Below are 24,283 nucleotides of genomic sequence, written 5' to 3'. Positions count from 1 at the left end.
ATGGCCATCATCAACACGAGCGAGCACACCGTCCCCGCCGACAACGGGGAGGTGAACCTGCTCATCGCACGGCAGGTGGAGCCCGGCCACGAGGAGACCTTCGAGGCCTGGGCCCACGGCATCCTGGAGACCGCCGCGGGCTTCCCGGACCACCTCGGGTACGGACTCTTCCGGCCGGCGACGGAGGGCGGGCCGTGGTTCCTGGTCCACCGCTTCCGCAATCAGGCCGCGTTCCAGCGCTGGCAGGACTCCCCGGAGCGGGCGCAGTGGTTCGCCAACTGCCTCGGCCACCACCACACGGAGATAGCCCGCCGGGAACTGCACGGCATGGAGACCTGGTTCGCCAAGCCGGGTACGACCCGGCCCGCGCCGCCTCGGTGGAAGATGGCGATCAGCTCGGGGCTGGCAATCTTCCCGATCTCACTGATCGGCAACGCGGTGCTCGGGCCGTACCTGGTCAATCTGCACTTCGTGTTGCGGACGGCCGCCTTCGCCGTCGTGTTCAGCACCCTGATGACCTACGTGGCCATGCCCGCAGTCAGTAGGCTGCTGCGGCCATGGCTCACCCGGGGTTAGGCGCCCGCGGTCGTCAGTCGAGCTTGGTCACGTCCAGCGCGCCGTCCGCGTACTGCTTGCGGATCACCTTTTTGTCGAACTTGCCGACACTGGTCTTCGGCACTGCCTCGATGAACGTCCAGCGCTCCGGCAGCTGCCACTTGGCGACGGTCCGGGAGAGGAACTCGCGCAGACCCGTGTAGTTCACGCTCGCGCCCTCCTTGAGGACGACCGTGGCCAGCGGGCGCTCTCCCCACTTCTCGTCGGGAACGGCGACGACGGCGGCCTCGGCGACCTCGGGGTGCGCCATCAGCGCGTTCTCCAGGTCCACGCTGGAGATCCACTCACCGCCGGACTTGATGACGTCCTTGGCGCGGTCGGTGAGGGTGAGGAAACCGTCTGCGCTGATCACGCCGACATCGCCGGTCTTGAGCCAGCCGTCGGCGCTGAACTTGTCGTCGGGCCGGAAGGATTCGCCGGACGCGCCGCCGTAGTAGGAGCTAGCGATCCAGTTGCCGCGCACCTCCAGCTCGCCCGCGGACTCCCCGTCCCAGGGCAGGAGGTCTCCGGCGGGGCCGATCAGCCGGGCCTCGACGCCCGCCGGGAAACGGCCCTGGGTGATCCGGTAGGGCCACTCCTCCTCGGCGCTCAGGCCGGCCGGCGGGTGCGCCATCGTGCCCAGCGGCGAGGTCTCGGTCATGCCCCAGGCGTGGCAGACACGGACTCCGAGCTTGTCGTACGCCTCCATCAGGGCGGGCGGACAGGCCGAACCGCCGATGGTGACCTGCTTCATCGAAGTCAGGTCGCGCGGGTTGGCGGTGACCTCGGCCAGCAGTCCCTGCCAGATGGTGGGGACGGCCGCGGCGTGCGTGGGCTTCTCCCGCTCGATCATCTCCGCGAGCGGGGCGGGCTGCAGGAAGCGGTCCGGCATCAGCATGTTGATACCGGTCATGAAGGTGGCGTGCGGCAGCCCCCAGGCGTTCACATGGAACTGCGGGACCACGACGAGAGTGGTGTCCCGGTCCGTCAGGCCCATCGACTCGGCCATGTTGACCTGCATGGAGTGCAGGTAGACCGAGCGGTGGGAGAAGACGACGCCCTTGGGCTCCCCGGTGGTGCCGGAGGTGTAGCACATCGCCGCGGCCTGGCGCTCGTCCAGCTCGGGCCAGTCGAAGCTGTCGGAGGCGTCGTCGAGGAGCTCCTCGTACTCGTGCACGCGCACGTTCAGGCCTTCGAGCGCGGAGCGGTCGCCGATGCCGGTGACCACCACGTGCTCGATGGTCGGCAGGTGCGGCAGCAGCGGCGCGAGCAGGGGCAGCAGCGTGCCGTTGACCAGTACCACCCGGTCGGCGGCGTGGTTGACGATGAAGACCAGCTGCTCAGGAGGGAGCCGCAGGTTGAGGGTGTGCAGGACCGCGCCCATGGAGGGGATCGCGAAGTACGCCTCGACGTGCTCGGCGTTGTTCCACATCAGGGTGGCGACCCGCTCGTCCTGCTGCACTCCGAGCGCGTCGCGCAGCGCGCCGGCAAGACGGGTGGCGCGGTTGCCGATCTCGGCGAAGCTGCGGCGCTGCGGCTCGGCCTCCCCGGTCCAGGTCGTGACCTGGGACTTCCCGTGGATCGTCATCCCGTGTCGGAGTATGCGGGTGACGAGGAGCGGTACGTCCTGCATGGTGCTGAGCAAAGCGTCCTCCCGGTGAGCGCTGCGGCGCTGCGGCGGCTACGGATGCTGCCGATTCTGCGCACGTACCGGTCGGCATGTCACTACCCGGGAGTAGAAACCAGGGCGTGTTTCACGTGAAACATCCCCGGACGTCCTCACGTTTCACGTGAAACGCCATCCGTCACCGGACCGGCGTGAGCTCCGGGTCCTCGCGGAGTTTGCCCAGCGCGCGGGAGACCGCGCTCTTGACCGTACCGACGGACACCCCGAGCAGCTCCGCCGTCTGCACCTCGCTCAGGTCCTCGTAGTACCGCAGGACGACCATGGCCCGCTGCCGGTCGGGCAGCCGGGTCACCGCGCGCCACATCGCGTCGCGCAGCGCCTGCGCCTCGGCGGGGTCGCCGGCCGGGACCGCCTCGGGCTCCGGGAGCTCGTCGCATGCGAACTCGTCGACCCTGCGCTTACGCCACTGGGAGGTACGGGTGTTGACGAGGGTCCGACGGACGTAGCCGTCCAGGGCGCGGTGGTCCTCGATCCGGTCCCAGGCCACGTACGTCTTGGCGAGGGCGGTCTGGAGCAGGTCCTCCGCATCGCACGGGTTGGCGGTGAGGGAGCGCGCGGTGCGCATCAGGACCGTGCCGCGGGTCCGGACGTACGCCGAGAACGACGGGTACGGCGTCGGATTCGAGGCGAGTGTGCACACAGGCGTGGTCATGTCTCCACGCTAGGAGCGCCCGCCCGCCCTGGGATCGGCCGCAGGTGCCGATGGTGGATCCACCTCAGGTTGTAGGAACAGGGCCGTCCCCACCCCCTGAAGGTGGAGGGGGCGGGGGCCACGGGGCCCGGGTCTCAGCTGTCGGCGCCGAGGATCAGGCCGGAGGTCGGGACCCCGGTACCGGCCGTGACGAGAGCGTGTGACGCCCCCGCGACCTGGTTGACGGAGGTACCGCGCAGCTGGCGGACGGCCTCGGCGATGCCGTTCATCCCGTGCAGGTACGCCTCTCCGAGCTGGCCGCCGTGGGTGTTGAGCGGCAGCGCGTCCGCGGCCACGAAATCCGCGGCCTCGCCCGGCGCGCAGAAGCCGAACTCCTCCAGCTGCATCAGCACGAAGGGGGTGAAGTGGTCGTAGAGGATGCCGACGTCGATGTCCGAGGGCCGTAGCCCACTGGTCCGCCACAGCTGGCGGGCGACCACGTCCATCTCCGGCAGCCCGGTGAGGTCGTCACGGTAAAAGGAGGTCATGCCCTCCTGGCGGCGCCCGGCGCCCTGCGCGGCCGCGGTGATCACGGCGGGCGCGTGTCTCAGGTCCCGGGCGCGCTCGGCCCTGGTGACGACGACGGCCTGGCCGCCGTCCGTCTCCTGGCAGCAGTCCAGCAGCCGCAGCGGCTCCACGATCCAGCGCGAGGCGGCGTGGTCGGCGAGGGTGATGGGCTTGCCGTAGAAGTAGGCGGCGGGGTTGTTCGCGGCGTGCCGGCGGTCGGTGACCGCGACGTGCCCGAACGCCTCGGGGGTGAGGTTGTAGGTGTGCAGGTAGCGCTGGGCGGTCATGGCCACCCAGGAGGCGGGAGTCAGCAGCCCCCACGGCAGCGACCAGCCGAGCGCCGCCCCTTCCGCCGAGGGCTCCCGCTGCTGGACCCCGGAGCCGAAGCGGCGCCCGGAGCGCTCGTTGAAGGCGCGGTAGCAGACGACGACCTCCGCGACCCCGGTGGCGACGGCGAGGGCGGCCTGCTGGACGGTGGCGCAGGCAGCACCGCCGCCGTAGTGGATGCGGGAGAAGAAGGACAGGTCCCCGATGCCCGCCGCCTGGGCGACGGTGATCTCGGGGCTGGTGTCCATGGTGAAGGTGACCATGCCGTCGACATCGGCGGGGGTGAGTCCGGCGTCGTCCAGGGCGGCGTGCACCGCCTCGACGGCGAGCTTGAGCTCACTGCGGCCGGAATCCTTGGAGAACTCGGTCGCTCCGATGCCGACGATGGCGGCGCGGCCGCCGAGATCGTCGCGGGTGCGGACGCTCATGCCGGCACCTCCGCGGTGACCGTTCCCGTGACGTGGTGCCCGAGGCCGTTGGCCCCGACGACCCGGATCTCGACGGTGGTTCCGGAGGCGGTGGCCCCGGACGCAGCGGTGACGGAGACGTCGGTGACGGTGCCGGTGAGGGTCATCGTGTCGCCGGGGTAGTTGGGGGCGCCCAGGCGGATGGCCACCTTGCGCAGGACGGCGTGCGGCCCGAGGTGGTCGGTGACGTAGCGGCCGACCAGGCCGTTCGTGGTCAGGATGTTCATGAAGATGTCCGGGGAGCCCTTCTCCTGCGCGAGCGCCGCGTCGTGGTGCACGTCCTGGTAGTCGCGGGAGGCGATCGCGCCCGCAACGATCAGCGTGCGGGTGACCGGGATCTCCAGTGGCGGGAGCGTGTCGCCGATGTTCATGCCTGTTCTCCCTCGGCTATCGCAGCTCCGAGCTCGGCCAGCAGTTCGCTGCCGCAGCCCAGATAGGCGTCCAGTTGGCGTCCCCACAGGAAGTGCCGGTGGACGGGGTGGTCCAGGTCGGCACCCATGCCGCCGTGCAGGTGCTGGCCCGCGTGCACGACCCGCTTGCCCGCCTCCGAGGCCCACCAGGCGGCCGTCAGCGCGTGCTCGTGTGCCGGAAGGCCCTGGTCGATGCGCCAGGCCGCCTCGTACGTGGTGACCCGGATCGCCTCGGTGTCCATGTGGGCGTCGGCCGCGCGCAACATGACCCCTTGATGGGTGGAGAGCGGTCTGCCGAACTGCTCCCGGGTGGAGGTGTATTCCACCGCGCGGGCGAGAGAGCCCGCGCACACGCCCGCCTGGAGCCCGGCGAAGGCGGTACGGGCGGCGGCGAGCGTGCCCTCGTACGCACCTTCCGAACCGAGGCGCTCGCCCTCGGCCGCGGTCAGCACCAGCCGGCCCGCCGACCACGGGGCGGTGGTCTCCACCGGGGAGGTCCGCACACCGGGCGCGTCAGTCCGTACGAGCCACAGCGCCCGGTCCGTGTCCGGGACCAGTACGTGCGTGGCGTCGCGCAGCCACGGCACGGCGGGGGCGGTCCCGGTGAGCCGGCAGCCCTCGGCGGTGATCCGGCCGCGCGCCGGGAACGCACCGGTGGCCACGGCCTCACCCGTGCCGAGGGCGGGCAGCAGGCGGGCACGCTGATCGGGGCTGCCGTGCGCGGCCACGGGAAGGATCCCGTACACGCAGGTGGCGGCGTACGGGACCTGTGCGGTGGTGCGGCCCTGTTCCTCCAGTAGCAGGACCAGCCCGAGCAGGCCGATCTCCTCGACCGCGGCGATCAGTCCGGCCGCGGTGAGTGCCTTCCACAGCTCGGCGTCGCTGCCGGTGCCGGCTTCGGCGAGGCGCTCGTGGGTGGCGAGATCGGAGAAGATCCGAGCGGCGAGACCGGCCGCGGCGGCCTGCTCCTCGGTGGAGTGGAAGTCCATCAGCCCTCGCTCCCGCGGAAGACGGGGAGTTCGAGGCCGGCGTCGACGCGCAGGAACTCCAGCTGGACGGGGAGACCGATGCGCACCTTGTCGTGGGGCACGCCGGTGATGTTGCTGATCATCCGGACCCCTTCGGCGAGCTCGACGAGTGCGACCGCGTAGGGCGGGTCGAAGGCCGGGAAGGTCGGGTGGTGCATGACGACGTAACTGAACACCGTGCCGGCGCCGGAGGCCTCGACCGCGTCCCAGTCGGGGCTCGCGCAGGCGTTGCAGCCGGGGAGCCACGGGAAGCGGAGGGCGGCGCAGGAACTGCAGCGCTGGATCAGCAGCTTGTGGTCGCGCACCCCGTCCCAGAACCCTTGGTTGTCGCGGTTGACCACGGGGCGGGGGCGCTGCGAGGGGGGCCGCTGTGCCGGGGGCCGCCGCACCGGTCCGGCGGCGGGCGCGTACTTGAGGATGCGGAAGCGGTGGGTGCCTGCGAGCTCCCCGTCCGCCTGGACGTCCATGCGGGTGGTCACGAAGTGGCCGGTACCGAGCTTGGTCGTCTTGCGGGGCGACACGGTCTCGATGACGGCGTCGAAGGTGATCGCGGCGCCGGGGCGCAGGGGGCGGTGGTACTCCTGCTCGCAGTCGGTGGCGACCACGGAGGCGAAGCCGGCGCCGTCGAGGAGCGCGAGGAGCTCGTCGTAGGCGGAGGAGCGGTCCGCGTGGCCGGAGAGGCCGCCCATGGTCCAGGCCTGGAGCATGGTGGGCGGCGCGATGGCGTCCGGACCGGTGTAGGCGGGGTTGGCATCGCCCATCGCCTCGCACCAGTGGCGGATCATCGGCTCGTTGACCACGTCCTTGCCCCGGGCCGCGGTGGCGGCCGGCTGCCCCTCGAAGGCCGCCAACAGCGTGTGGAACCGGGCAGCCTCCTCGGCCCCGGCCACGACCCCGGTCTCGGCTCCGGTCGCTGCCGTGCCCCCGGCCGTGTCCGCGTCGTTCACGTCCGCGTCCGCGTCGTCCGCCGTCATCGTTTCCTCCCCTTCATGCCGAGCCGCATCATGGCGACGATCTCCCGCTGGACCTCGCTGACCCCGCCGCCGAACGTGTTGATCTGGGCGGCCCGGTTCATCCGTTCGAGCTCGCCGCCCGCGAACGCCGCGGGCCCGCGGATCAGGGCCTCCTCACCCACCACCTCCTGGCACATCCGGTACACCTCGACGGTGGACTCGGTACCGAGGAACTTCACCCCGCTGGCATCGCCGGGGGCCAGTGCGCCGCTGCCCACGTCCTGGACGAGCCGCCAGTTGAGGAGGCGTACGGCGGCCAGCCGTGCGTGCGCCTCGGCGAGCCGGGACCGCACCCAGGGGAGGTCCGCGGGGCGGTCACCGGTGACCGGGTCGGGGGTGCGGGCGTAATCGCGCGCGTACGCGTAGAAGTCCTCGGCCTGCATGCCGATGGCTGCGAGGGCGACGCGCTCGTGGTTGAGCTGGTTGGTGATCAGACCCCAGCCGCCGTGCTCGGGGCCGACGAGATGGCCGGCGGGCACGCGGACGCCGTCGTAGTACGTGGCCGTGGTGGTGAGCCCGCCGACGGTGTCGATCGGAGTCCAGGAGAAGCCCGGGGCGTAGGTGGGCACCAGGATGATCGAGATGCCCTTGTGTTTGGGGGCCTCGGGGTCCGTGCGGCAGGCGAGCCAGATCCAGTCCGCGTTCTGGGCGTTGGAGGTGAACACCTTCTGCCCGTCGATCAGCCAGTCGGATCCGTCGCGGACCGCGCGCGTGCGCAGGGCGGCGAGGTCGGTGCCGGCCTCGGGTTCGGAGTAGCCGATGGCGAAGACGACGTCACCCGCCAGGATCCGGGGGAGGAAGTAGTCCTTCTGCTCCTCGGTCCCGTACTTCATCAGGGTCGGGCCGACGGTGTTGAGGGTGACCATGGAGACGGGGGCACCGGCCCGGTAGGCCTCGTCGAAGAAGACGAACTGCTCGTCGGCGCCCCGTCCCCGGCCGCCGTACTCGACGGGCCAACCGAGGCCGAGGAGCCCGTCGGCGCCTATGCGGCGCAGGAGTTCGCGCTGGCGGGCCGGATCATCGGGGAGGCCGTCCGGTAGCAGGTCCTTGAAGTACGCGCGCAGTTCGGCGCGGAGCCGCAACTGACCTTCGGTCGGGGCGAGGTGCACGGCGCTGGCCTCCCGGCGTCACATCATCGAGGAAACCTGACTGTCCGTCAGATTCACCCGCGATGTCAAGGTCGGGGGGCATGCGTGAGGACGCCCGCGCTACCGGACCCCAGCCGGTCCGGTCGCACGGGCGCCCTCAAGAATCGGAGCGGCTCAGGCCGCGGCTACCACCAGGGGACGAAGTTGACCGCGACGGTCGTATTGGACTGGTCGATCGCGGTGAGGGCCGAGCCGTTCACCTGAGCCGTGTTGTTCTGGTTGGATGCGCCGGAGCCGGTGGCCACCTGCTGCGATGTTGACGAGTTGCCGTTGTTGTCCCCGCCCACGCCACTGCCAATGACGCCGGCCACGCTCGCGTTCGACCCGTCGTTGTCCGCCGACGCCACCCCGCCGAAGAGAGCGACGGCGAGGGGGAGCGCCGCGACGGCGGCGATGACGCGGGCGGTACGGATGCTTGCCATGTCTACATTCCTCCAGAAAACCGAAGTAGGAATCCGTCCAAGGCAGTTGGCCGACCGCCTCGGTCGTTCGTTCCATGTGGTGACGACGTCGCGAGACCAGAGTTGCCCACCGAATCCCCGGCGAACCATCCCGGAGTCCCCGATTCCCCCGCAAGCATGACCAACATCGGATAAACCTCGTTCGCGCCCCCGAAGCCCCAGGTCAGCGCAGTGGAACCAGTCGAATCCCACACCGCGCAAGGGATGAAGCGTTCCACCAGATCGCCGTGTTCCGAACATGCCGAAAAGGGCCGCGCCGTCCGGGAACCCCACCGTCTCCCGGGCCTGCGGCCCTGCAATGCCAAGCTTCACGCCCTTTGCGCGCCCCGGCGCAAGCCGGGGTGGTTCATCCGTGCCCAGCCCTCGGGGCACCCTCGTAGCGCGATCCACGGTCACGACCGACCGGGCTCCAGCGCCTGTTACCGGGCCTGCTGCTGCTCTTACGGCTACTTCTTGCGGCTGCTCTCGTCCTTGCTCGTGCCCGGCAGCGGCGCGTACACCTGCGAGCCGGACCCTGCGACCGCCCTGCGCTCTCGTGGACTCCATGTACAGGGCTTCGGTACTGCGGTACTGCGGGACTACAAGGCGTACGGGGGGCTACGCAGCGAGCGCGAGGGCGTCCCGAGCTGCACCGACGGCGGCCGCGGGTCCTGAGGATCCCCCGGTGAGCACCGGGCCGGCTGCGGCAGGGACCGCGGCGTGTACTGAGGTGCGTACTGCAGCGGTCGCTGTGGCCGAGGTCAGCGTTCGGGAGGCGGTACCGGCACCGGCACCGGCACCCATGGCCGCGGCGGTGGTGGAGCGTCGTACGGAAGGGGTCTTGCCGTGCGCTTCGGCGTGGATCCGCTGCTTGATGGTCGGCGGCAGCGAACCGCCCCGCATCATCGCCCGCCAGGTCCTCCGGGCCGTGACGGCCGGCCGGCGTACGGCGGTGGCCGGGCTGCCGGCAGCGGCAGCGACGGGGGCCGGGGCGGAGGCGGGGGCGGAAGCCGGAGCCGACTTCCCCGTGATGCCGAAGCCGGAAAGGACGACCCCCAGAACGGCGAGGACGGCGGTCCAGATCGACGTGAGGATGCTGCGGTGAGTCATGACGAGGTGCCTCGATTCACGATGTTCGGACGGGCGGATCTGAATACATTCGTCATGATGTGGCCGCAACCGCACCGCCACTGCGCCCCGCGCCGATCTTCCGACAAACACCACTCGGACGGCCCAAGAGCGTGACTCAGACCTCCGGCCGAACTCCCAGGAAACACCGGACACCCCGCCTCCGAACCAGCCCTGACCTGCATGTTCGCTTCAGCACGCCACCGAGCGACCGGCAAGCCGGGAATCCCTTCGCCCGCCTTGCACCGGCGGGTTGCGTACCGGAGGCGTGAACGCGGAAGCAGGCCCGGGTCGGCGACCCGGGCCTGCTTCAGATGAGGGGAGGAACACGGAGCCTCAGAAGATCTGGAGCCCGATCCGGCCGAGGATGGTCCCGGCGTGCGTGCCGTAGACGGCCAGCACCGCAATGCCTGCGAGGAGCACAGCGCCGATCACGGCACGACGGACAAGGCGGGCGTTCATGAGAACTGCCTTTCTTTCACGGGTACGGGTTGTGTGGCGTCGCCGACGGTCAGGACCACGTCGCAGCGGTCGCGGACCGCGTCGTCGTGGGTGGCGATGACGACGGCGCAGCCCTCTTCGCACATCGTGCGGAGGATCTCGACGACCATAGAAGTGTTGTCGTGGTCGAGGGCGCCCGTCGGTTCGTCGGCGAGGACGAGGGCGGGCTGCTTGACGATGAGGCGGGCCAGCGCGACGCGCTGCTGCTCCCCGCCGCTGAGCCGGTGGACCTGCTCCTTCTCCCGTCCGGCCAGCCCGACCCGCTCCAGGGCCTCGGCGACGGTCGGAGCGCCCTTCCGCACTCGTCTCGGCTTCATCGCGACCTCCAGGTTGGCCGCGACGCTCGCGTTCTCGATCAGCGCGTAGTTCTGGAAGAGGTACCCGAGCACGTCACGCCGGTAGTGCCGGGTGGCGCGCGGGCCGAAGCCGGTGATGTCGCGGCCCTCGTGCCGGATCGCCCCGGAACTCGGTGCGTCGAGCAGGCCCAGGCAGTTGAGCAGCGTCGACTTGCCGGAGCCGCTCGGGCCCGTGAGCGCCAGCATCTGGCGGCGCTCCACGGTGAAGGAGAGATCGGACCAGAGGGTTCGCGGGCCAAATGATTTGGACAGGCTCTCGATCTCGATCATGTGGAAGCTCCTGCAGAAAGGTGGGGGGTCACGACTCGGTCGCCCCTTCCTTGACGATCCGGCGGTGGAAGACGACGAGGGCCACGAGCACGGCCGCGACCTCGACGGCGACGAGCACACCGGTGACACCGAGGTCGAGTCCGGTGAATTCGGCGGTCGGACGGGGGGCGGGGATGCCGAGGGATTCGTACCGTGCGGCGTCCTGGTTCTGCTGCCACACCTGGAAGGGCACCCATCCGGCGAGCAGTACGGCGAGGACGCCTTCGACCAGCAGGACGGGGCGGTGGGTGGCTGCGAAGGTCCAGCCGCTGATGTGGCGGGCGAAGATCGCCTGGGCGTTCTTGCGCGAGTGGACGATGCAGACGCCGACTCCGGTGATGAGCAGCACCGCCACGGCCACCGCCAGGTTGAACAGCTGGAGCCGGAAGTCCCCGACCACCTTGCGCAGTTCCAGCGCGGCGTCCTGCCCCACGGGAGTCATGGCGGTGACGTACAACTCGAGGTGCCGCTTCTGGACGCCGGCCGTGACGTCGTCCGGGTTGTGGAAGACGATGCTCCGCTGCGAGGCGTAGCTGGTGTAGCCCTTGTCGCTCAGGAAGGGCGCGCCGTTGGGGAACACGATGATGACGGGGTCCGTCACCAGGGAATCATCTGCTCCGGGATTGTCCGCGGCGTGCGACTTGCCTCGCGGGTTGTAGGTGAAGACACGCTGTCCGTCCTTCGACGGGAGGGTCTTCACCTGGGCGGGAGCGATCTTGCCCGGGTCACTCGGGCTCAGCCACGTCGGAGTGAGCTCCTTCAGGCGGCCGGTGTGCTGTGCGAGGCCCTCGGGGATCAGGAGCCTGATCTGGTCGGGTGCCGCGGCGGTCGGTTCGATCCTTCGCCCCGCCGCGTCGAGGACGGGCTGCTTGGCGAGGAAGGATTCGTTGACGACGAGCAGGTCGCCCTTGGTCAGGCCCGGTATGCCCGCCGAGAGCCGGAGGTCCCGGTGCCCGGCGACGATGATCTGTCCGTCCCGGTCGGCCTGGCGCAACCAGGGGCCCACGTTCTCGTCCAGGCTGCGCAAGGCGGTGTCGCTCGCCAGACTGCCGTTGAATCGGATCGACGTGGCATCGCCGATCTTCGCGTACGCCTCTCGGCTCTCCTGGCGGGCCAGCACGTCCTGCGCGCCCAGCACGACGGCCGTCGCGATGCTGAGGGCGAGCAGGAGCGCGGGTATCCGTACGAGATAGGCGCTCACCGACGCGGCGCGCGCGGGCAGCTCGCCCTTGAGGGCACGCAGTACGTCGGTCTGGAAGGTCAGCCAGAGCATCGCGCAGTGGGTGACGAGGGCGATGAGGCTCAGGGCGAAGGTGCAGCCGAGGGCGATCGAGGCGAACTGGCCGATCCAGGTGAGACCGTTGTAGAGGCCGAGGAGCAGCAGGGTCGCGGCGGACACCGCGGCGCAGGCGACGGCCCAGAACGCCCCGAGTTGCCGCATGTCGCGCAGCAGGATCTGCCCGAACGACTTCCCCTGGAGCCGCTGCACTCCGTAGGCCTTGGCGTTGAGCAGGACGCTCGCACCGGTCATCGTCACCACGGCGAGGGCGACCACGAAGAACGAGCGGTAGAGCGCGCTGTCGGCGTAGACGGTGGTCAGCTGCGCCAAGGAGAAGGGCTGGTTGACGGAGGCGACGAGCCCGAGGTCGTCAAGGGATCGGGTCAGTGAGGCAGCGGCCGACTCCGGTCCGAAGACGTAGTAGAAACCGCGCGGGTCGCGCTGACCCAGCTCCGCGACGGGGTGCACGTCGGTGTGGTAGCCGCGGCTGAACGCGGGATAGCCGCCCTTCAGCCAGTCGGAGTGCGGGCCGCCGGGTGCGAGGTAGAGGTGGCGGCGATTGGACGGATCCTTGAGGTCGGGGACCTCGCGCGCGATCGTCGCGTTGTTCTTCGCGGCGAATTCGGCAATCGCGCCGGCGACCTGCGAGCCACTGGCCGCGCCGTCGGAGTCCGTCACCCAGACGACGGCGGAGTGCCCGAGGGCCCAGTCCTCATCGAGGCTCCGGAGGAAGAGGAAAGAGAGGGTCGCGGAGAACGCCAGTACGACGGCGTGGGCGAACTTGATACCTCGATGCAGCATCTATTGCCTAGCTAGGGGCACTTCTGGAGCGCGATTCGTGGGGGGCGAGCCGTCCGCCCGTACGTGCGGACGGCTCATCGCTGCAAGGCCGGGTCGTGGGACCCGGACTCAGATCAGCAGGAGGTGTTGTAGTACGACTTGTTGCCGCTCAGCTTCACCTTGGCCGAGGTGATGGACCAGGAGCCCTTGGCGGCCTCGTCGCTGTCGATGTAGGCGCCGACGGAGGTCGAGCCGTGGCACTTGGAGCCGTGGTAGTAGTCCGACCACACAGTGGCGGTGCCCGCACCGTAGTTCCACTCGCCGCCACCGACGTACGAGGTGGTCGCGAGGGCCGGAACGGCACCGGCGATGACGAGGGCGCCGGCGGCAACCGCGATCTTCATGCTGCGCTTGATCTGCACTGCAAACATCCTTTTTTCACGCACTAATGATCATCAGAAAATGATCTCTGCGGAGAGTGCCGCAACAGCTCAACGCACGTCAACCGGCCATATGGCTCAAAGCCGTTGGTACGCTTGGGCTCCACTATGGCGTGATGATCATCACGCGCGGCGGGTCGGAGCACCCTCGACCACACGGCCTTGCGGCTGATCGTGACCGCACCAAGGTGACACGTGTCAACATCGACCGGCGCGGGGCCGGAAAACCCCTCGCACGCCCTACTCCGGCGAAGAACAATGCCGGGCATGGGGACAGACATACACGGGTTCATCGAGTGCCGCTGGGATCGCTGGCTGGACGAGGACGACCGCAGCTGGGACGGTGCGATCGACCTCGATCACCTCTACAACGGGCGCTCGTACATCGCCTTCGGGTCCCTGTTCGGCGTGCGCGACACCACGTCCTTCCGCCCTCTCGCCGATGACCGCGGCCTACCCGCTGACGTGTCTCCGGAGGCCCTTGCCGGCTTCGAGTCCTGGAGCCCGGACTCGACCGGTGCGTCTTGGATCACCTGGGCGGAGCTGGCGGCCACGGACTGGGACGAGGCCGCGAACGAGGTGGACGAATGCGTCCATGAGTACCGCCGTGGTCCGGACGGGACCTGGCTACTGCACGGCCGGAACACCAGCCTCGACCGCTTCGCCCGGCTCGCCGGCGTCACCGACCCCCACTCCCTCTACCGCGCGGGCCGCACCTACCCCGAGGGCACCGAGTGGCCCGACGGCGATCGCCTCTTCCGCATCGGACGCCTCCGACGCAAGCACGCCGTGCCCGACGACGACTGGGGTGCCGTGTGGTCGGTCATGAGGACCCTGGCGAGCCTGCACGGCGACGAGGGTGTCCGCCTGGTCGTCTGGTTCGACGCCTGACTCCGCCCGGCGGTGCGCACGTGAGCAGGCGTGGGGACAGCTCGCCTGCAGAAAGGGGTACCACCAGATCGGTGGCACCCCTTCTGAGCTGGGCCTCGGCCCGCTTGGCGGTGGGTGTGGGATTTGAACCCACGGTGACTCGCGCCACGACGGTTTTCAAGACCGATCGCGTGGCGTAATCCGCCTGCCGCTCACCTGCGCCTTTAGCTCCGACGTTCGTCCTTCGCCGATCATGCTGGCCAGAGGTTGGCCACAGCCATGATCATTCGGCATGTCCGTCACGAGCCCTGGGCACTCTCCCTTGGCCTCAGGCCGCGAGCAGGCGAACCCCGTCGTGTGACCGGACGTGCGGCACCGTGCCGTCCAAGGCGTCTGCCACGCGCACGGCGAAAACTTCTTTCATTGACTGCTCCACCTCGTCGGGGGTCAGCCAGCGGACCGCCGTCGATTCGTCGGACAACTGCTCCGCCCCGCCGATGGGTCGGCACCGGAAGACCAGAGCGATCACGCCAAGGGTGAGGTTCTTGTAGACCCCGGTGAGTCGCTCCACCTCGACGGCGATCCCGGTCTCTTCGGCTACCTCCCGCAGCACGCCTTCCTCGGGCCGTTCGTCCCGTTCGAGGATGCCGCCCGGCGGCTCCCAAGCCCCGTTGTCGGCGCGGCGGATCACGAGCACGCGTCCGTCATCCCGGATGACGATTCCGGCGACCGAGACGGAGTGCAACGGCATCTCGGCGGTAGCGTTAGTCATATACATGAGTCTAGGAGAATCAGCAGAGTATGCCTCTCTCGACAGCACGTGACGCAGGTCGCCCCCGCTACCTCCAGATCGCGGACGACCTCAGCCAGCAGATTCAGGAAGCCCTCGGGGATCCTCAGGCAAAGCTCCGCCCCGGGGCGAAGGTGCCGAGCGAGTCCGAGCTCATGGATCGTTACTCGGTTGCACAGGGAACCGTCCGTAAGGCCATGACTGAGTTGCGGGTTCGCGGTCTGGTCGACACGCACCACGGGCGCGGCTCATTCGTCCGGAAGGCCCCGCCGGTGCAGCGGAAGTCCAGCGACCGCTTCCGTCGGTCGCACAGGAAGGCAGGCAAGGCCGCGTACCTGGCAGAGGCTGAGCAGGCTGGGGCGAAGCCGAGCGTCCGGGTGCTCTTCGTCGGGCAGACCGACGCCCCAGCCGAGGTTGCCACCCGTCTTGGGTTGCCAGCCGGCACTAAGGTCCTCGCACGCCGTCGCCTCTACTACAGCGACGGCATTCCCACCGAGGAGGCGACGTCGTATCTGCCCTGGGACCTGGCCGAGAGCATCCCGCAGCTCAGGGAGGAGAACCCGGGGCCGGGAGGGATCTACGCCCGCCTCGAAGAGCAGGGGGATCTCTTGGTGGAGTTCCGGGAGACGGTCCGCGTCCGCCTTGCCACCAAGGAAGAGCAGACCGCACTGAGTCTGAGCCCAGGCGCACCCGTCATCCACCTCACGCGGGACGCTCAAATTGAGTCAGGTCGAGTGGTAGAGGTCTGCGACACCCTCATGAGCGCTGACCAGTTTGTTCTGGAGTACCGCATCCCTGCCGCAGACTGACGACCCGCCATATTTGAGCCAACCGGCAAGGCGAATGACAGCCTTGCGGGTTGACTCCTCTACAGGAGTACAGCACTCTCTTACTCAGAACTCCTGCACATAAGTAGTTGAGTGTAGGAGTTCGACCAGGAGCCCCGCGTTGGACGGGGGGAGGGATACCGGACAGTCGTCCGCCGAGAGGCGGCCGATCCCTTGTCAGTCCGGATGGCAGGTCTCTGCCTACAACGGGGATTGCGGGCTGTTCCTAACCGGCAGTCCGTCCCCGAAAGAGACATCGAATGATCTACCGCCGCGACCTCCGGGCTGCGGCCGGTTGCCTCCTCCGCCCGTCAGTCGCTTCGGCGTCGTACGGGCGGGGTCGAGGGGAGCCGGAGTTCTTCCCGCTTCGCCCCCAACGCAGTGCAGCCCCGGGTGGCTAGACCCGGGGCTGCTGTTGGGTCCCGTTCCTCTACCGAAGGAGCAAGACCCGTGGAGTTCATCGCTGCACTTCAGAACCTCGTTACCCCGTGGTCCGACGGTTTGGAGCCGTCGGACGCGGAGCTGGACGTGATCGAGCAGGAGATGCCGCTGATCCTGGCGCGCGTTGACCTGCTGGACGCGCAGATCATGACGCTGGACCGGACCCCGACCGAGGTCGACGACCGCCGGATCCGCAGGGCCCGCAACCGGGTCCTCGCGGCCCGGCGGGACCTGGCCAACCGCATCACCGGCTCGATGGTCTCGGGGGAGCGGGCATGAGCAAGCAGATCTTCGGAGCGCAGATGTCCCTGCGCTGCTGCGGCCCCACGTTCCCGGAGCGGACGGCCGGTCCGTGCTGGCAGCTGTACGTGGCCCAGACCGGTCTGGTCAGCAAGTGGCCCACCTTCACCTGGCCGACCACCACCGAGGTTCCGAGCGTCGAGGCGCGCCAGGCCGCTCTGGCGTACCTCGGTTTCGTCCTCGCCGAGGGCGCCGAGTGGGAGTGGACGGAGCACATCGGCCCGGACTACCACCCCCACCCGGTGCGGGTGCTCCTGCTGGGCGCGGTGAAGGTCCGGCCGCTGGAAGAAGGTGCGGCGTGATGTACAGCGCCCGCCTGGCGAACGCCTACTTCGGTGAGTGGGAGATCTACATCCTCATCGAGGGTCACTCCGACGACTGGCCCCTCCACTCCTTCGGCCGCACCTCGGCGACGCCCACGCTCGCGGAGCGCACTGCCGCCCTGGCCGGCCTCGGCTACGAGGCGGCAGACGGCGCCACCTGGGAGTGGATCGAGATGGACAGCGACGACGGGGACGCCGTTGAGTTCCGCGGCTCGTTCGACGTCCGCCCCATCGGGGAGGCGCCGTGAACCGCAGTGCCAAGCGTGCTCTCGTCCTCGCGCTGGTGGTCGTGGTCGGCATGGCCTTCCGGGTCTCCTGGAACGCCCTGCGCGACATCGCCAAGGCCATCGGCGCGGACGACACCGCGGCAACGCTCTACCCGTTCGTGGTCGACGGCCTGATGGCCCTGGCCCTCGTCGCCGCGCTCGTCCTGACCGACGACGCCCGCAAGTTCGCCCTGCGGGTCCTCGCCGGATACACGCTCGCCTCACTGGTCCTGAACTACGTCCACGGACTCCTGCCCGAGCTGCACACCGAGTCGATCGGCTGGAGTCGGCTGGCCTCGGGCGACTGGACGAACTGGGCGCTCGTGCTGCTGGCGACATCGCTGCCGGTCGGGTCGATCTACTTCGGCTCCGACCTCGTCGCAAAAGTCCTCCACCACCGACCCCCGGCCGAACCGGACGCGCAGGAATCGGAGCAGATCACCGGAAATCGGTTGATGCCTGAGCAGGGCGAATCGCCGGTCGAGGAGACGGCCCCGAGGGTGGAGGTGGACTCTTCCTCCGTACCGGTGGTCGAGCCGATCGCAGCCCTGCCGCAGCTCGCCGTTGCGGCAGAGTCGACGCGGGCTCGTCGGGCGACCGGTCGGGTACCGGCCGCTGCTCGATCGAGTCGATCGGTCCGCACGGACGTCGAGCTGCTGGCCGAGGCGCGGTCCCTGACGGAGTCGTGGCCGGTCGAGAAGCTGACCGGTGAGGGGATCCGTAAGGCCCTGCGCACGTCTCCGGCCAAGGCCCGGGTCGTCCGTGAGGCGTTGAAGGCTGAGCGGGAGAGGGACAACGCGGCGGCGGTGGCCGGGTGAGCCTGAGGTTCGCCGACTGCTTCGATCCGGCTGGAAGAGTCCACGGCCTGCCCACCTTCCCCTGGCGCCTCGCCCCGGAAGGACTGGCCACCCGACGTCAGCTCCGCGCCCTGGGCCTGCGGCCCGGCGGGCAGGACATCGCCGGACAGATCCTTCGGCCCCGCCGCCGGCGCGACCCGCTGACCGCGTTCCTGTACCGCGTCGACCGGGCCCTGCCGGTCCGGCCGATGACCCCGGCCAAAACGGCCGCGCTGGACCGGGCGAACGCCGCCCGCCGTACCTGCCCCGCCTGCCGCACCGACGCCGGATACGTCATCCCGCTCTCGCTCGGCATGTGCGTTCCGTGCGCCTACCCCGAAGGAACCCCCTGATGGAGCACCTTCCCGAACTGCCCCAGGTGGCCCAACTCCCCGATGGCACCTACGTCTACGCCCACCCGACCGCGTTCCCGGCGCCGCAGCAGGGTCCGCAGGTCGTGCACCAGCACATCCACCAGGCGGCCCCGGACAAGACCGTGCAGCGCATCGCCCTCGGCTCCGGGGTCGGTGCGGGTGCGGTCGCGGCCGGCGTGTACTTCGGCCCGCTCCTCGTCGGGGCGCTGACCGCGATCGCCGCGAACATCGCGATGCTCGCCTTCCTCGCCCTGATCCTCGGCTGGTGCGTCCACACGGTCGTGAAGTCCCTCGGCAGTCCGGATGCCGGGGCGGCCGTGAAGAACGTCGCCAAGGCCCGCCGAAGGAGGCGGTGACGTGTTCGCCGCCGGAGACAAGGTGCTGATCGTCGCCTGCGCCGACGACTCTCGGGCCGTGGGCCGCACGGGCCGGATCGTGGACCAGGTTCCGCCGGGGCCGCTGACGGCCGGCCGGTGGACCGTCACCGGGATCGGCGTCCTGATCGGCCCGGTCCTGTGCCACGGCCACGAACTCGCCAAGACCGGTCCCTGACCGACCGTCGCAGGTCTGACGCCTGCCTGATCCACCCGCCCCCACGCGGGGGCGGGTGGTGAAGGGGAGCCGGACAGCCCGGACTCCGGAAGGAGACCCCTGATGGGCAAGGACCCGAAGTTCACCGCCAAGGAGACCGCGCAGATCGGCTGGTACATCGCCCGGATGGCCAAGCGCGGCATCGCCAGCGAGACCGTCCACCTGGGCGACCTGGAACGCAAGGTCGAGCGGATCATCGACGGCGCCCGCGAACGCGAAGCGCAGCAGGCCGCCGACGAGGCAGCGGCCGAGAAGGCCGCCCGCAAGGCCAGGGCCAAGAACGGCAAGACCAAGTAGCTGTGCCCCGGGGCGGCCGCCCCTCTCGCCAAAGAACGTCGGCCGCCCCGGGCCCTACCCACCCGCTTGTCAGCGAGAGCAGGAGTTCTCAGCATGACCGACAACGTCGTCCCCCTCTTCAAGGACCCCACCAGCGGCATCTACTCGATGCCCGGCGACACTCCCGCCGGCACGGCCACCGCCCCGGCGCCGGACGCGGTTCGGCGGGTGCGGATGTGGAAGCGCTCCGTCCACGGCCTGCGCGCCGTGGTCACGCACGAGCGGACCCGCACGGCCGCCCGGCTGGTGGCCCGGCACGGCATGTATGTGATCGGCGGTACCCGCGTCACCGCACGTCGCACGTGGGACGGGCGGACCGCCTCCCGGTACGAGCGGATGATCCGGGCGGCAGAAGCTGGCGGGAACTTCGAGGAGGCCAAGGAGTGGGAAGACCGCCTCACCCGCTTCCGGGCCGCGCGCCACCACCGCCGCATGGACCTCCTCAAAGCCCCCCAGGACGCGGTCAAGAGCGCTGCTTACGGGACCGGCCTCACCGCCGGCGGGCTGCTCCTGCTGGGGATCGTGCTGGCCATAGCCAACAAGGACGCCACCTGGATCCTCGCCCCCATCACGGCCGTCATCGACGCGATCGGAGCAGTCGTCCACGTCGCCACCGTGGTGTGGGGACCGGCCGTCACGATCGGTCCATGGCTGGCCTTACTCGCCCTGTGGGGAGTCGGCCGGCAGCGGCAGACGGCGCCCCAGTGGGCCCTGCCCGCGCAGCAGCGTGACGACGCGGGAGCCCCGATCACCCCGTCGATCGTGGTCACCGCCCTGCGTGACCTGGGCATCGCGCCGATGCGGAAGGCCATCAAGGAGATGGGCGACGCGGGCGCCGCGATGCTCGGCCCGATCCGGATCGCCGGATGCGGCGTGGAGGTCGACGCGTCTCTCCCCTCGGGGGTCTCGACCAAGGAAGTGCAGGAGCGGCGCCGGAAGCTGGCGGAGAACCTGGGACGGCACGAGCACGAAGTGTTCATCACCCTCCCGGCCGCCGCCCGGACCGTGCGGCTGTGGATCGCCGATTCCGGCGCGCTCGACGAGCCGATCGGCCTTTCCCCGCTGGTCACGGACCAGAAGTCGGCCGCGAACTACAAGACGGGCAAGGCACCGTGGGGCCAGGACCTGCGCGGCGACACTGCTGCCCTGAGCCTGTACCAGCGCATGCTGCTGATCACCGGCCTGTCCAACCAGGGCAAGACCGCCGCACTGCGCGCCCTCGCCCTCTGGGCCGCCCTCGACCGCACGGTCGAGTTCCGGATCGCCGACCTCAAGGGCGTAGGCGACTGGGACATGTTCGACGGACTCGCCACCACCCTGATCCAGGGGCCGACGGACGAGCACGTGATCAAGGCGACCGTCATGGTCGAAGGGCTCGTCGCGGAGATGGAACGCCGCATCCAGATGCCGCCCGGGACCGTGTTCACGCCGCTGATCGGGATCGTCGACGAAGCGCAGGTCGCGTTCATGTGCCCGGCCGTCGACGACGACAAGCGGCCCTACGGCGGCTCCAAGGCCACCTCCCGGTACTTCATGGCCGTCCGCAAGATCCACAACCAGGGGCGTGCTGTGGACGTGCTGCTGTGGGAGGGCACCCAGGACCCCACCGATCAGAACCTCCCCAAGCTCGTCCGCGAAGGCGCCCACACCCGCATCTCCCTGGTCCTGGGCACCGAATCCCAAGCCCGCATGGCCCTCGGAGACAAGGCCGTCGACGGCGGAGCCGCACCCCACCTGCTCCGCCAGGACCTCGACAAGGGAACCGTCGTGGTCGCCTCTGGCGGCATCACCATCCCGGCCGGCCAGACATCCATCACGATCCGGACGCACTACGTCGACGACGAGCAGGCCGCCGAGGTCGCCGACCGTGCCAAGGCCCTCCGCAACGGCGTTGTCACCACCGCGCACACCGTCGCCGCGGCGGAGGAGCACGACCCGCTCGCGGACATCCTCACCGTCCTCGGCACCGAGACCCGCGTCCTGACGCAAGACGTGCTGAAGCGGCTTACCGCGCTGAACGGCAAGGCGTACGGCCGGTGGTCGTTCATCGATCTCAAGCGCGTCCTCGACGGCACTGGCGCCGAACCCTACAAGTCCGACGGCCGCATGGTCATCGGCCGCGACCGCATCACACGCGCCCTCACCAACCGACCCGACACCGGTTCCACTTCCGCCGCCGAGTAGAGGGAGCCGACCCTGCACACGTCAGGGAGGCAGGGAGAACTCCCTGCCCCCCTCCCTGACACACGTACCTGGGTCTGAGCTGCACAAATGATCTGTCAGGGAGGCAGGGAGGCGCCGCAGGTCAGACCCCCGAAACCCCCTCCACACGCACCCCCGCAGGGGGTGCCGTTCCCTCCCTGACCCGCGACTGCCAGGGATTCCGCTTCACCCCAGGCATGCCGAGAGCGGCCCCCACATCCGCCAAGATCCAGGGCCGCTCTCGTCCAGAACACCAAGAACTGGAGAGACCAGCATGACCCACCCCACCCACATCCGGCGAGACCACAGCGGTGACCGCCCCGCCCTACTCGATCCGGGCCTGGACTTGCTCGCCCACGCCGTCGCAGCGGCCGAACGTGGCTGGCACGTCTTCCCGCTCCGCCCCCGCGACAAGCGACCCGCCGGCCACGCACAGGCCCACTGCCCGCGCAACGGCCGGTGCGCGAACGGCCACCGAACCCCGGAACAACGCGCGACCACCGACCCGGACCTGCTCACAGCCGCGTGGACCCACGCTCCGTACAACATCGGAATCGCGACCGGCCCGTCCGGGCTGCTCGTCGTCGACCTCGACACCCTCAAGCCGACAGACGAAGAAGGAACGCCTGACGGCGTGACCACCTTTGAAGCGCTCTGCGAGCGCGCCGGACACCCCGTCCCCACCACCTACCGCGTGCGGACCGCGCGCGGCGGGCAGCACCTGTACTTCACCCAACCCGCCGGAGTCCGGCTCGGCAACACCGCCGGACGTCTCGGCAAGCACATCGACACCCGGGGCTGGGGCGGGTACGTCGTCGCCCCCGGCAGCAGCACCCCGGACGGCGCCTACACGGTGCTGGACAGCGTCAGCCCCATCCCACTGCCCGGCTGGCTCTCCGACGCGCTCACGGCCAGGCCCAAGCCCGTCAGGGACGTACCGGCGCCCCTGACAGTGAAGGGGTCCCGGTATGCGAAGGCGGCCCTGGACAACGAAGTACGGAACGTCGCCCATGCCGGAGACGGGACGCGCAACGACACGCTGCTCAGGGCCGCGAGGGCTCTGGGGCGGTTCGTCGCGTCGGGCGACCTGGCCCGCATCGAGGTTGAGCAGGCTCTTAGTAGCGCGGTGGCGGGCAACGCCACCGAGTCGGAGCGCTACTACGACGACGTCATCGCCCGGGGGCTGGACTGGTCGATCGCCAACAACCCCGACGGCGGCCGGAGGGCGGCATGAACCCCCGCCGCCCCGCTCCCTCTAAGAGCCCTCTCGACCACCGCCCCGCCGAGGACGCCGAACAGCCACAGCAGCAGCCGGTGGTGGGCGCCCCGAAGGTCGTCGCCGAAGGCGTCCCTTCTGCCCTTCGCCCTGACCTGTGCTGGGACGACGGGCGCCGCCCCGTCGCCTGGCTCCACATCACCGCCCCCGGACGCGGCACCACCCCGTCCGTCCGGTCGTGGTGCGCCTGCGGGCGGGACCTGTTCGCCGCCGGCCAACGCCGTGCGCTCGCCCTGATCGCCGACCACGAGCAGCACCGCACCGACTGCCCCCACCACACCCCGCAGGAAGGGAGGAAGGCCGCATGAGCCTCGCCGAGGAGCTGCCCGCTCCGTCCAACCCAATGGCCGTCGCACGCCGACTGGAGCCGGACTGGCAGACCGAGGACGGACAGCTTGTGTGCCGTCGCTGGCGCGCATCGTGGATGCGTTGGACGGGTACCTGCTGGCGTGAGCTGGACGAAGCCCAGGTACGCAAGGCCATGTACGAGCGCCTGGAGCACGCCATCTACCGGGCACCCGGCAAGGAGGGCGAGCCCGAGGAGCGCGCCTGGGCGCCGACGAAGCAGAAGATCAGCAATCTCCTCGACGCTCTCGGATCCATCACCCTGCTGCCCACCGACACCGACGCACCCGCATGGCTCGACGGCAGCAGCGCGAACGAGCCGGACAGCGATCCCATCGTGGCGTGCGCGAACGGCCTGCTCAGGATCCGCGACCGAGCGCTGATGCCGCACACCCCCGGCTTCTTCAACCTCGTCTCCGTCCCCTTCGCCTACAACCGTGCCGCCACGGCTCCTACGTGGGAGCACTTCCTCTCGCAGATCTGGCCCGACGACCCCGCCGCCATCACCGCACTACAGGAGTGGTTCGGCTACGTCCTGTCCGGCCGCACCGATCTCCAAAAGATCCTGCTCATCGTGGGCCCCTCCCGCTCCGGCAAGGGCACCATCGCGCGGGTCCTGAAAGCCCTGGTCGGCAAGGAGAACCTCGCCGGGCCGACACTGGCCGGTCTGGGCACGAACTTCGGGCTGGCCACGCTGGTCGGGAAGTCCCTGGCGATCATCTCCGACGCCCGACTGTCCGGGAACGACAACAGCCAAATGGTGGAGCGGCTGCTGACGATCTCGGGTGACGACACCATCGACGTCGACCGCAAGTACCGCGAGCAGTGGACCGGAAAGCTCCCCTCACGGCTGATGATCCTGTCCAACGAACTGCCCCACTTCGGCGACTCCTCAGGCGTCATCGCCAACCGGTTCGTCCTCCTCAGCATGCGAGTCTCGTGGCTCGGCAAGGAGGACCCCACCCTCACCGACCGGCTCACCGCAGAGATGCCTGGCATCCTCAACTGGGCGTTGGAGGGGCTGGCCCGGCTCCGGCGCACCAACCGGATCACGGAGCCCGTATCCAGCCGCGACGCGGTCACCACCATGCGCGACACCGCATCCCCGACCAGCGCGTTCGTCCGCGAGCGCTGCACGACCGGCCCCACGTGCAGCGTCCCCGTGGACGACCTGTGGGCCATCTGGCGGGAATGGGCGGAGGACAACGGCGTGCGCGCCGGGACGAAGCAGGTGTTCGGCCGCAATCTCCTGTCTGTCATCCCCCAGCTCAACCGCACCCGTCCCCGCGATGAGCACGGCCGGCAGGTCCTCACGTACAGCGGCATCACCCTCAACCAGTCCGACCCACATTTGTGAAAGTCGCGACTCAACGCGTCTCACGACGCTCAGACCGCCTCTGA

At 69.7% G+C, this 24,283-nt stretch carries 29 protein-coding genes; 15 read left to right on the top strand and 14 right to left on the bottom strand.

The window, feature by feature from the left end; genetic code table 11:
* Positions 1–576 (top strand): antibiotic biosynthesis monooxygenase, encoded by a 576-nt coding sequence (locus OG207_RS22695; RefSeq protein ID WP_329100302.1) that lies wholly within the window; start codon positions 1–3, stop codon positions 574–576.
* A gap of 13 nt (positions 577–589) precedes the next feature.
* Here OG207_RS22695 and OG207_RS22690 read toward each other — a convergent pair whose 3' ends face one another.
* The 13 genes from OG207_RS22690 to OG207_RS22630 all read right to left on the bottom strand — a co-directional run bounded on the left by OG207_RS22690 (position 590) and on the right by OG207_RS22630 (position 13,087).
* Positions 590–2,239 (bottom strand): long-chain fatty acid--CoA ligase, encoded by a 1,650-nt coding sequence (locus OG207_RS22690; RefSeq protein WP_329100301.1) that lies wholly within the window; start codon positions 2,237–2,239, stop codon positions 590–592.
* Positions 2,240–2,399: 160 nt separating this feature from the next.
* Positions 2,400–2,933 (bottom strand): SigE family RNA polymerase sigma factor, encoded by a 534-nt coding sequence (locus OG207_RS22685; protein WP_329100300.1) that lies wholly within the window; start codon positions 2,931–2,933, stop codon positions 2,400–2,402.
* Positions 2,934–3,067: 134 nt separating this feature from the next.
* On the bottom strand, positions 3,068–4,234 hold the full coding sequence (locus OG207_RS22680) for a lipid-transfer protein (protein ID WP_329100299.1): 1,167 nt from the start codon (positions 4,232–4,234) through the stop codon (positions 3,068–3,070).
* Positions 4,231–4,644: a MaoC family dehydratase gene (locus OG207_RS22675; RefSeq protein ID WP_329100298.1), complete on the bottom strand. Its 414-nt coding sequence runs from the start codon at positions 4,642–4,644 to the stop codon at positions 4,231–4,233. Before OG207_RS22675 ends, OG207_RS22680 begins: the two co-directional genes overlap by 4 nt.
* Positions 4,641–5,672: an acyl-CoA dehydrogenase family protein gene (locus tag OG207_RS22670; protein ID WP_329100297.1), complete on the bottom strand. Its 1,032-nt coding sequence runs from the start codon at positions 5,670–5,672 to the stop codon at positions 4,641–4,643. The genes OG207_RS22675 and OG207_RS22670 overlap by 4 nt, the downstream gene beginning before the upstream one ends.
* Entirely contained in the window at positions 5,672–6,685 is a 1,014-nt protein-coding gene (locus OG207_RS22665) for a bifunctional MaoC family dehydratase N-terminal/OB-fold nucleic acid binding domain-containing protein (RefSeq protein ID WP_329100296.1), read from the bottom strand. Before OG207_RS22665 ends, OG207_RS22670 begins: the two co-directional genes overlap by 1 nt.
* Positions 6,682–7,833: an acyl-CoA dehydrogenase family protein gene (locus OG207_RS22660; RefSeq protein ID WP_329100295.1), complete on the bottom strand. Its 1,152-nt coding sequence runs from the start codon at positions 7,831–7,833 to the stop codon at positions 6,682–6,684. Before OG207_RS22660 ends, OG207_RS22665 begins: the two co-directional genes overlap by 4 nt.
* A 164-nt stretch (positions 7,834–7,997) precedes the next feature.
* On the bottom strand, positions 7,998–8,294 hold the full coding sequence (locus OG207_RS22655) for a hypothetical protein (protein ID WP_329100294.1): 297 nt from the start codon (positions 8,292–8,294) through the stop codon (positions 7,998–8,000).
* Between the two features lie 636 nt (positions 8,295–8,930).
* Complete coding sequence (locus OG207_RS22650) at positions 8,931–9,422, bottom strand: DUF6344 domain-containing protein (protein ID WP_329100293.1); 492 nt, start codon at positions 9,420–9,422, stop codon at positions 8,931–8,933.
* Between the two features lie 354 nt (positions 9,423–9,776).
* Positions 9,777–9,902, bottom strand: coding sequence for a hypothetical protein (locus tag OG207_RS22645; protein ID WP_329100292.1), 126 nt, complete (start codon positions 9,900–9,902; stop codon positions 9,777–9,779).
* Positions 9,899–10,567: an ABC transporter ATP-binding protein gene (locus tag OG207_RS22640; RefSeq protein ID WP_329100291.1), complete on the bottom strand. Its 669-nt coding sequence runs from the start codon at positions 10,565–10,567 to the stop codon at positions 9,899–9,901. Before OG207_RS22640 ends, OG207_RS22645 begins: the two co-directional genes overlap by 4 nt.
* Before the next feature lie 28 nt (positions 10,568–10,595).
* Positions 10,596–12,686 (bottom strand): bacteriocin-associated integral membrane family protein, encoded by a 2,091-nt coding sequence (locus OG207_RS22635; RefSeq protein WP_329100290.1) that lies wholly within the window; start codon positions 12,684–12,686, stop codon positions 10,596–10,598.
* Positions 12,687–12,799: 113 nt separating this feature from the next.
* On the bottom strand, positions 12,800–13,087 hold the full coding sequence (locus OG207_RS22630) for a lactococcin 972 family bacteriocin (protein WP_329100289.1): 288 nt from the start codon (positions 13,085–13,087) through the stop codon (positions 12,800–12,802).
* A gap of 285 nt (positions 13,088–13,372) precedes the next feature.
* Between OG207_RS22630 and OG207_RS22625 the strand changes: the two genes are divergently transcribed.
* On the top strand, positions 13,373–13,996 hold the full coding sequence (locus OG207_RS22625; RefSeq protein ID WP_329100288.1) for a hypothetical protein: 624 nt from the start codon (positions 13,373–13,375) through the stop codon (positions 13,994–13,996).
* 307 nt (positions 13,997–14,303) lie between these two features.
* Here the strand turns inward: OG207_RS22625 and OG207_RS22620 are convergent, their stop codons facing one another.
* On the bottom strand, positions 14,304–14,747 hold the full coding sequence (locus OG207_RS22620) for an NUDIX domain-containing protein (RefSeq protein WP_329100287.1): 444 nt from the start codon (positions 14,745–14,747) through the stop codon (positions 14,304–14,306).
* Positions 14,748–14,776: 29 nt separating this feature from the next.
* Here OG207_RS22620 and OG207_RS22615 point away from each other — a divergent pair, with 29 nt between their 5' ends.
* From OG207_RS22615 to OG207_RS22555, 13 genes are all read left to right on the top strand, one after another.
* Positions 14,777–15,574 (top strand): GntR family transcriptional regulator, encoded by a 798-nt coding sequence (locus OG207_RS22615; protein ID WP_329100286.1) that lies wholly within the window; start codon positions 14,777–14,779, stop codon positions 15,572–15,574.
* A gap of 468 nt (positions 15,575–16,042) precedes the next feature.
* Complete coding sequence (locus OG207_RS22610) at positions 16,043–16,312, top strand: DUF6284 family protein (protein ID WP_329100285.1); 270 nt, start codon at positions 16,043–16,045, stop codon at positions 16,310–16,312.
* Complete coding sequence (locus tag OG207_RS22605) at positions 16,309–16,635, top strand: DUF6303 family protein (RefSeq protein WP_329100284.1); 327 nt, start codon at positions 16,309–16,311, stop codon at positions 16,633–16,635. Before OG207_RS22610 ends, OG207_RS22605 begins: the two co-directional genes overlap by 4 nt.
* Positions 16,635–16,904 (top strand): DUF6303 family protein, encoded by a 270-nt coding sequence (locus tag OG207_RS22600; RefSeq protein ID WP_329100283.1) that lies wholly within the window; start codon positions 16,635–16,637, stop codon positions 16,902–16,904. The genes OG207_RS22605 and OG207_RS22600 overlap by 1 nt, the downstream gene beginning before the upstream one ends.
* On the top strand, positions 16,901–17,740 hold the full coding sequence (locus OG207_RS22595) for a DUF2637 domain-containing protein (RefSeq protein WP_329100282.1): 840 nt from the start codon (positions 16,901–16,903) through the stop codon (positions 17,738–17,740). Before OG207_RS22600 ends, OG207_RS22595 begins: the two co-directional genes overlap by 4 nt.
* Positions 17,737–18,111: an RRQRL motif-containing zinc-binding protein gene (locus OG207_RS22590; protein WP_329100281.1), complete on the top strand. Its 375-nt coding sequence runs from the start codon at positions 17,737–17,739 to the stop codon at positions 18,109–18,111. Before OG207_RS22595 ends, OG207_RS22590 begins: the two co-directional genes overlap by 4 nt.
* Positions 18,111–18,488, top strand: coding sequence for a DUF6251 family protein (locus tag OG207_RS22585; protein WP_329100280.1), 378 nt, complete (start codon positions 18,111–18,113; stop codon positions 18,486–18,488). Before OG207_RS22590 ends, OG207_RS22585 begins: the two co-directional genes overlap by 1 nt.
* 1 nt (position 18,489) lies before the next feature.
* Complete coding sequence (locus tag OG207_RS22580; RefSeq protein ID WP_329100279.1) at positions 18,490–18,684, top strand: hypothetical protein; 195 nt, start codon at positions 18,490–18,492, stop codon at positions 18,682–18,684.
* 102 nt (positions 18,685–18,786) lie between these two features.
* Positions 18,787–19,020, top strand: a complete 234-nt coding sequence (locus OG207_RS22575; protein WP_329100278.1) for a DUF6257 family protein — start codon at positions 18,787–18,789, stop codon at positions 19,018–19,020.
* Between the two features lie 93 nt (positions 19,021–19,113).
* Positions 19,114–21,243: an ATP-binding protein gene (locus tag OG207_RS22570; RefSeq protein ID WP_443072726.1), complete on the top strand. Its 2,130-nt coding sequence runs from the start codon at positions 19,114–19,116 to the stop codon at positions 21,241–21,243.
* A gap of 292 nt (positions 21,244–21,535) precedes the next feature.
* A complete protein-coding gene (locus tag OG207_RS22565; protein WP_329100277.1) occupies positions 21,536–22,495 on the top strand; it encodes a bifunctional DNA primase/polymerase in 960 nt (319 codons plus the stop codon).
* Entirely contained in the window at positions 22,492–22,845 is a 354-nt protein-coding gene (locus OG207_RS22560) for a hypothetical protein (RefSeq protein ID WP_329100276.1), read from the top strand. Before OG207_RS22565 ends, OG207_RS22560 begins: the two co-directional genes overlap by 4 nt.
* On the top strand, positions 22,842–24,239 hold the full coding sequence (locus tag OG207_RS22555) for a DNA primase family protein (RefSeq protein ID WP_329100275.1): 1,398 nt from the start codon (positions 22,842–22,844) through the stop codon (positions 24,237–24,239). The genes OG207_RS22560 and OG207_RS22555 overlap by 4 nt, the downstream gene beginning before the upstream one ends.
* Positions 24,240–24,283: the final 44 nt, after the last annotated feature.

Source organism: Streptomyces sp. NBC_01439 (genome assembly GCF_036227605.1).
Taxonomy (GTDB): Bacteria; Actinomycetota; Actinomycetes; order Streptomycetales; family Streptomycetaceae; genus Streptomyces.
This window is presented reverse-complemented; position numbering and strand designations above follow the sequence as displayed.